Raw genomic sequence first — 7,771 nt, 5'->3', positions numbered from 1 at the left:
TCGGGTGCGGGTTCGGTGGGGCTTCTCGCGCAGTTCCCCGCGCCCCTGAAAAGCAGGGGCCGCGCCCCGTGCTTTTCATCCTTCAGGGGCGCGGGGAACTGCGCGACCAGCCCCACCGGCCCGCACTCCGAAACTCACGCCAGCAGCCCCGAAGCCCTCCACAGCCGTCGCCCGACACCCCGCAGTACCCCGATGTCGTCCAGGAAGTCCGTCAACTTCTTCGCGCCCGCCTGCATCACCTCCCGCCGATGCCCACTCGCCCGCACCTGCGCCACCGCCTCCCCCTTGTCCAGGCCGACGTTCGTGTACACGTCCGGGTTGACGAACGCCACCGAGAACAGGCGGGCGAACTCGCCCGACGTGACGCGCGTGTACTCCTGGGACCACCTCGGAGCCGTCACCATCTGGCGGCGAAGCTCCTCGCGGGCGTAGCGGACATGGCGGGCCTCCTCCACCACATGGATTCTCGTCACGCCCCTGACCAGCGGCTGGACCCGCTCGTCCGGGAACGTCAGACGCTGCATCCAGTCGAGGATCTCCTCCCCGAGGAGGGTCGCCGTGAAGGAACCGGGAGCGGTGGACACCGTCTTGAAGAACCGGCCCAGGTTCTGGTGCGCCCGGCTGACCGGGTAGTAGGGGGTGCCGCCACGGCTGATCAGCCGGGCGAACATCTTCGAGTGCCGGCACTCGTCCTCGATCTCCGTCAGGGCGTAACGGACGTGCGCGCTCGTCGCCGCCTTGTCGTAGATGTGCCGTACGAGGAGCTGGATCAGGATGATCTCGAACCAGATGCCGAGCGAGGCGAGCGCCGCCGCCTCGTGCTGGGAGAGCAGGATGCGCTGCTCCTCGCCCATCCGCTGCCACAGGGGAGTGCCGTACAGGGAGACCAGCTCGGGCGGCCAGAACCACTTGCCGTCCTCGAAGGGGGCGTCCCAGTCGAGTTCCCTGTCCGGGTCGAAGGAGTGCTTGGCGGACGCGTCGAGCAGCCGTTCGGCGACCTGCTCCCGGTCCTTGAGCGCGCCGAGCGCGTCGCGGAGTATCTCGGCTTCCGTCACTGTCGTCACACGCTTATGAGACCGCTTGTCAGCAAGCCGGTCAATCCCCTGGAAGCTACTTCCGCGTAGGGCGGCGCTCAGCGGTCCGCGCGGCTGAACGGGTCACCCGGGTGCAGTAGCGTGCTGGCGTGTCCACGACTCCGCCGCCCCAGCCGCCTCAGCCGCCCCAGCCCTCCGGCAACCTCTTCGGCCCGCCCCCGGCCTCGGGGCCCTACGGCCGGCAGCCGTTTCCGCAGCAGCCGTACCCGGGTCCGCCTCCGGGGCCGTACGGGCAGCAGGGGCCCTACGGCGCACCCGCCCCCGGCGCCTGGGGCGCGCCGCCTTCGCCGCCGCCCAAGAAGAGCAGGCTCGGGCTGATCCTCGGCATCGTCGGCGGGGTCGTCGTGCTGGCCGTGGTCGGTGTGGCCGCGCTCGTCTGGATCGGGATGGAGTCCGACGCGGGCTTCCCGGCGGCCAAGTACAAGCTGACCCTGCCGAGGAAGGTCCTCGACGGCAGGTACGAGCTGGCCGACGACCTCTCCCGTTCCGAGGGCAAGGGCATCGAGAAGGAGGCCGACGGTGCCTGGGACGCCCGGGACACCAAGGCCGTGGTCGGTCAGTACAGCCTCGGCGGTGACCAGTCGAAGGGCACGCTGGTGGTCTCCGGCATGTACGGACGGTTCAAGAACACCGGTCTGGCCCGCGAGAACATGATGAAGGGCGCGGCCGGTGGCGGTGCCAAGGTCGCCGTCAAGCCGAAGGACTTCAAGCCGGCCGGTTCCGACGTCACCGTCACCTGCGAGGTGCTCGTCCAGACCCAGTCCGGTACGGAACTCACCGTCCCCGTCTGCGGCTGGGTGGACGGCAACACCGGTGCCTCCATCGCCGAGATCACCGCGGAGACGGTCACGGCTGAGCCCGCCGACGTGGACCTGGCGGTGGCGGCCGAGACCGCCGTCCGGATCCGCGAGGAGATCAGGAAACCGATCGGCTGAGCGGGCTCGCGGGACCCGGCGGGAACGACGCGCGCAGGGTGAACGCGTACTCCGTCGGGCCGTGCGCGCGCAGATGGAGGAGGCGGGTCTCCGCCTCCTCCACAGTCGGCCGGTGTCCCGCCGGCACCCACCACAGAGCCGCGACCGCCTCCTCCAGCCGTTCGAAGAACTCCCGGCGGCGCGCCAGCAACTCCCGGTGCAGACCCTGGTACATGAACGCGGTGAGGGCATCCGGGTCCCGCCACACCGACAGGTTGACCAGGGTCCACTCGTCGAACACGCGCATACCGGTCGCGTCGCCCGTGTCGTCGTCCCGCAGCCTCCAGACGAAACCGTCCGAGGCGTCGGCGACGGCGTTCACCGGGGCGAGCCCCTCCGCGAACGGCTGTAACTCCGCTGACTCCAGAGGGGCCTTGAGGCGGCCGATGTTGACCTGGGCGAGTTCGTACGAGACTTCGGGCGATCGTGATTCGACCGATGGCGATTCGGATGACGGCGATTCGACCGACGGCAATTCGGCCGACGGCGACTCAGGTGACGGCGATTCGGGTGATGGTGATGGCGATGGCGTCATGGGCGTCATGGGCGCACGGTAGGTCGGGGGTCCGTCCCCCGCACCCCCTTTTCCAGTTCCCGTTCATCTTCCCGCTCTCCGCCGAGCACCGCCTCCATCACCGCCCGCGCGATCGGCGCCGCCGTCCCGCCCCCGCTGATGTCCGTACGGTCGGCGGAGGCGTCCTCGACCACCACCGCGACGGCCACCGTCGGCTCGATGTCCCGCTCGCCCTGCGCCCAGGAGATGAACCAGGCGTACGGCGTGCCGGAGTTGCCGATGCCGTGCTGGGCGGTGCCGGTCTTGCCGCCGACGACGGCACCCGGGATCGCCGCGTTCCGGCCGGTGCCCCGCTCCACGACGTCCCGCATCAGCTCACGCATCCGTACGGCGGTCGCCGGATGCATCGCGCGGAACCGTTCGCGTACCCCTGAGGTCTTGACTGTCGTGCCGTGCCCGGTGGTTGTCCGCTCCACCAGGTAGGGGGCGGGCACCTGGCCGCCGCCCGCGACCGCCGCCGCGACCATCGCCATCTGCAACGGCGTGGCCCGCGTGTTGTACTGGCCGATCGCAGACAGCGCCAACTGTGCCTTGTCCACGTGGCGGTCGAAGGTGCTGCGCGCGACCGAGAAGGGGATGCGCAGCTCCGAGTCGTTGAAGCCGAAGCCGTCCGCCGTGGCCGCCAGATCGGCGACGCCCACGTCCACCCCCAACTTGGCGAAGACCGTGTTGCACGACCAGGTGAACGCCTCCCGCAGCGAGACGTCCGCACAGCCGTCACCCTCGTTCGTCAGCCTCGTGGACGTACCGGGGAGGCGGTACGGGTCGGGGGAGCGGGTCGGCTCGTCCAGGTCGGTGATCACCCCCGAGTCGAGCGCCGCCGCCGCCGTGACCACCTTGAACGTCGAGCCCGGCGGATAGGTCTGCCGTACCGCCCGGTTGAGCATCGGCTTGTCCGGATCACCGTTCAGCCGCCGCCAACTCCGCTCCACGGAACGCCCGTTGCCCGACAGGACGGAGGGGTCGTACGAGGGGGCGGACACCAGGGCGAGGATGCGGCCCGTCGACGGCTCCACGGCCGCCACGGCGCCCTTGCGACCGTCGAGACCCTCGTAGGCGGCCAGTTGGGCCGCCGGGTCGATGGTCGTCACCACCTCGCCCGCCGGATTCCGCGCGCGCGTCACGTCGTTCCACAGCGGGAACGGGGAGAGCAGCGGGTCCGTGCCCGACAGGATGCCGTCCTCCGCGTGCTCCAGGAACGTCGTGCCGTACACCTGGGAGGCGAAGCCGGTGACCGGGGCGTACAACGGGCCGTTCTTGTAGCTCCGTTCGTAGCGGAGCTGCTCGCCGGTGTCCGTGGACCCGGTGACCGGCCGGTCACCGACCAGGATGGCGCCGCGCGGCTGGCCGTAACGGGCGATCACCTGGCGGCGGTTGGCCGTGCTGTCGTCGTAGCGCTGGGCCTGGACGAGCTGGACGCGGGTGATGTTGACGAGGAGGGCGAGGAGCAACAGGGCGCAGAAGACAGCGGCATGCTTGATGCAGCGGGTCATCTGCCTGGGTTTCCTTGCCCGTTCGGGTCGTCTCGTCATGGCGTGGGCCGCCCGTGGTCCTTCTCGCGCTCCCCGGACTCCGTGTGCCGGCGTCGGGCCGAGTCGCTGATCCGGATCAGCAGTGCCACGATGATCCAGTTGGTGACGACGGACGAGCCCCCCTGCGCCAGGAACGGCATCGCCATACCGGTGAGCGGGATGAGGCCGGACACCCCGCCCGCGATGACGAACACCTGGAGCGCCACGATCGAGGCGAGGCCGACGGCGAGCAGCCGGCCGAAGGGGTCCCGGAGGGAGAGGCCGGCCCGGTAGCCGCGCTCGACCAGGAGGGCGTACAGGATGACGATCGCGGAGAGACCGGCCAGGCCCAGTTCCTCGCCCGCCGTCGCCAGGATGAAGTCCGACTTGGCGGCGAAGCCGATCAGGATCGAGTGGCCGTGGCCGAGACCGGTGCCGAGCACGCCGCCCGCCGCGAACGCGAACAGCGACTGGGAGAGCTGGTTGGGGCCCTGACCGGCCTCGATCGTCGCGAACGGGTGCAGCCAGTCCTCGACTCGGCTGTGCACGTGCGGTTCGAGGGTGCCGACGGCGAAGGCCCCCAGCGCGGCCAGCAGCAGACCGACCGCGATCCAGCCGGTGCGGCCCGTGGCGACGTACAGGAGGACCACGAAGAGCCCGAAGAAGAGGAGCGAGGTGCCGAGATCGCGCTCCAGGACCAGTACGCCGACGCTGATCAGCCAGATCGCGACGATCGGGCCGAGGACGCGCCCGGTGGGGAGCTGGAGACGGCTGAAGCGCCAGATCCGGCGGCCGGTGTAGGCGAGCGCGCCCCGGTTGGCGGCGAGGTACGCGGCGAAGAACACCGCCAGCAGCACCTTCGCGAACTCACCCGGCTGGAAGGAGAATCCGGCGATCCGGATCCAGATACGGGCCCCGTTCACCGCCGGGAAGAAGATCGGCAGGGTGAGCAGGACGAGAGCGGCGGCCACACAGACGTACGCGTACCGCTGGAGGACCCGGTGGTCGCGCAGCAGGACGACGACCACGATGAACAGCGCCACGCCGACCGTGGACCAGACGAGTTGCGCGGGGGCCGCCAGGTGCCGCGGTGTCTCCAGGTCGAGCCGGTAGATGAGGACCAGGCCGAGGCCGTTGAGCAGCACGCCGATCGGCAGCAGGAGAGGGTCGGCACAGGGGGCGCGCCCGCGCACCGCGAGATGGGCGAGGAGCGCGAGCACGCCGAGCCCGGCGCCGTAACCGGCGGCGCCGGGCGGGACGGTGCCGTTCTTCGCGAGGCCCACATCGCAGTACCCGTACACGGACAGGAGGACGGCGACGACGATGAGGGCCAGCTCGATGCCACGGCGCCGGGGGACGCGTGGAGCGGGAGCGAAGGGATCGGCGGGCTCCGAGAGCCAGGGCTTCGGGGATTCCTCGTACTCCGCCGCCACAGTGGTTGCGGGCTTCGTCATGTCCGGAATCTACCCAAAATGAACGGAATGGTCAGCAGAAGCGTGGCGCGGCGCCGATGTTCTCGATGTACCGGGCGGCGCCCCAGGCCCAGGTGCCGTCCGTGAGGAGGTACCAGAGCGAGTTGCCGTCGACGTTCTCGCCGCCGGTCTTGCAGAAGATGTTGACGATCGAGCCCTGCGGGGCGACCCGGATGATCGCGCTGCCTCGGTTGGGCGCGCTGCGCAGCCGCAGTCCGCCGTTGGCGGTGACGAGGCCCTTGTAGAGGACGGCGGTGGTGGTGCTGGGGCTGCTGTTGCTGTCGTGCTGCCCCCAGTCGCCGCTGTTGTGCTGTTGCTGCTGCGGCTGTTGCTGCTGGTTGTTGCTCTGCTGGCTGCTGCTGTTCTGCTGGTTCCAGCCGTTGCCGCTCTGCTGGTTGCCGCTCTGCTGGTTGTTGCCCTGCTGGTTGTTGCTCTGGTTGCTGTTGCCCTGATTGCTGTTCTGGCTGTTTTGGCTGTTCTGGCCACTCGGGTTGTTCTGGCCACTCGGGTTGTTCTGGCCGCTCGGGTTGTTCTGGTTGTTCTGGGGGTTCTGGGTGTTCTGACCGCTGGGGTTGTTCTGCTGTTGCTGCTGCTGGTTCCAGCTTGTGCCCCAGTCGTCGTCGGCGGGGCTCGCGAGTACCGGGGTGGCGGCGCCGACGGAGAGCGCGGTGGTGGCGACGGCTATGCCGAGGCGGGTGAGGGTGCTCCGCGGTGACATGTGGGCTCCTTTAGTCAGTTTGTCGGACAGAGCTGACTAACCGCCACGCTAGGAGTGGGTCGTGTAAGGCGCCCGTCACGCTGGGCCGTTGGTGGCGGGCCCCCGTGATTCGGCCAGCGTGAGCGTCGCGAGGGCGCCACCGCCCTCGCCCTCCGCCACGTTGGCGAAAACCAGCCGGGCGCCCAGTACCTCCGCCTGGCCCAACGCGATCGTCAGCCCGAGCCCGTGTCCGGTCGCGCCGCCCTCCGTACGGAACCGCTGCGGCCCGTGCTTCACCAGGTACTCGGGGAAACCCTCACCGTGGTCCCGTACGGTCACGACGGGCCCGTCGATGGTCAGCGTGACGGGTGTACGGCCATGGCGGTGGGCGTTGGCCACCAGATTGCCGAGTACCCGTTCGAGGCGGCGCCGGTCGGTGTCGACGAGGGCGTCACGGACGACGACGATCTCGGTGTCGGCGCCGCCGGCTCCGGAAGCCCGTACGACCCGTACGACCCGTTCGGCGAGGGCGCCGAGCGCCTCGGTGTCGACCTCCAGCCGCTCCTTGCCCGTGTCCAGCCGGGAGATTTCGAGCAGGTCCTCGGTGAGCGTACGCAGTGCGGCGACCCGGTCCCTGACCAGTTCGGTCGGCCGCCCGGCCGGCAGCAGTTCGGCCGCCGCGTGCAGCCCGGTGAGCGGGGTGCGCAGCTCGTGGGCCACGTCGGCGGTGAAGCGCTGCTCGCTGAGGAGTTTGCGTTGCAGCGAGGCGGCCATGGTGTCGAGGGCGGCGGCGACGGCGGTGACCTCGTCCGGGGAGCGGTTCGGATCCCGCGTACGGGCGTCGTCGACGCGCGCGTCCAGGTCGCCGGCGCTGATCCGGCGGGCCACCTGGGCGGTCGCGTGCAGCCGGCGGGTCACCCGGGTCACCGCGAACGCGCCGACCAGCAGCGTGATGCCGATGGCGAGGCCCGACGACCACAGGATCGCCCGGTCGAGGCCGTCGATCGTACGGGCGCTCTGCGAGTAGTCGAGCGCGACGGCGAGCGCGTGCCCGCCGTCGGCGGGCCCGGCCGCCCACATCGTCGGCACCCCGTTGTGGTCGGTGACCATCGTGCCGCGCTTCCCGGACACCGCGAGCGCCCGCAGGGCCTCCGGCAGCCCCTCGGGATCGATACCCATGTGCGGTCGCAGGGTGTCCCCGGCCTCGTACGCGTCCGTGGCCTCCACCAGCCGGGACAGGGCGCGCTCGCGGGCCTGGTCGACGGTCTGATGGGTCACCGAGACATGCACGAGGACGCCGAGCAGGGCGGCGAGCGCGCAGCACATCCCGGTGATGAACAGCGCGGCCTTGACGGCGAGGGTGCTCGCCCACCCGGGCAGCGCGACCCTCACCGGGCGCTCGCGGAAGAGGAAGCGTGCGGGGAGGGGGAGGGGGCGACGGTGAGGGAG

At 70.5% G+C, this 7,771-nt stretch carries 7 protein-coding genes; 1 reads left to right on the top strand and 6 read right to left on the bottom strand.

The window, feature by feature from the left end; genetic code table 11:
• Window positions 1-134 precede the first annotated feature (134 nt).
• Entirely contained in the window at window positions 135-1,064 is a 930-nt protein-coding gene (locus tag AOK08_RS37110) for an AurF N-oxygenase family protein (protein WP_055534302.1), read from the bottom strand.
• 119 nt (window positions 1,065-1,183) lie between these two features.
• On the opposite strand from AOK08_RS37110, the gene AOK08_RS37105 reads away from it, so the two are divergent.
• Window positions 1,184-2,029, top strand: a complete 846-nt coding sequence (locus AOK08_RS37105) for a hypothetical protein (protein ID WP_055534300.1) — start codon at window positions 1,184-1,186, stop codon at window positions 2,027-2,029.
• On the opposite strand, the gene AOK08_RS37100 is transcribed toward AOK08_RS37105, so the two are convergent.
• From AOK08_RS37100 to AOK08_RS37080, 5 genes are all read right to left on the bottom strand, one after another.
• Window positions 2,010-2,543, bottom strand: coding sequence for a DUF3291 domain-containing protein (locus AOK08_RS37100; RefSeq protein ID WP_277816058.1), 534 nt, complete (start codon window positions 2,541-2,543; stop codon window positions 2,010-2,012). The genes AOK08_RS37105 and AOK08_RS37100 overlap by 20 nt on opposite strands.
• A 65-nt stretch (window positions 2,544-2,608) precedes the next feature.
• The gene (locus AOK08_RS37095; protein ID WP_241827253.1) at window positions 2,609-4,135 is read right to left on the bottom strand and encodes a penicillin-binding transpeptidase domain-containing protein; all 1,527 of its coding nucleotides are present in this window, start codon (window positions 4,133-4,135) and stop codon (window positions 2,609-2,611) included.
• Window positions 4,136-4,170: 35 nt separating this feature from the next.
• Window positions 4,171-5,607 carry an FtsW/RodA/SpoVE family cell cycle protein gene (locus tag AOK08_RS37090; RefSeq protein WP_079054489.1) on the bottom strand — a complete coding sequence of 479 codons (1,437 nt, stop codon included), beginning with the start codon at window positions 5,605-5,607 and terminating at the stop codon, window positions 4,171-4,173.
• Between the two features lie 31 nt (window positions 5,608-5,638).
• Window positions 5,639-6,343, bottom strand: coding sequence for an SH3 domain-containing protein (locus tag AOK08_RS46755; RefSeq protein WP_063794208.1), 705 nt, complete (start codon window positions 6,341-6,343; stop codon window positions 5,639-5,641).
• Window positions 6,344-6,418: 75 nt separating this feature from the next.
• On the bottom strand, window positions 6,419-7,714 hold the full coding sequence (locus AOK08_RS37080; RefSeq protein ID WP_055534297.1) for a sensor histidine kinase: 1,296 nt from the start codon (window positions 7,712-7,714) through the stop codon (window positions 6,419-6,421).
• Window positions 7,715-7,771: the final 57 nt, after the last annotated feature.

The organism is Streptomyces graminilatus (assembly GCF_001418565.1).
Taxonomy (GTDB): Bacteria; Actinomycetota; Actinomycetes; order Streptomycetales; family Streptomycetaceae; genus Streptomyces; species Streptomyces graminilatus.
The sequence above is the reverse complement of the archived record's forward strand: the minus strand, read 5'-3'. Positions and strand labels throughout refer to the sequence as shown.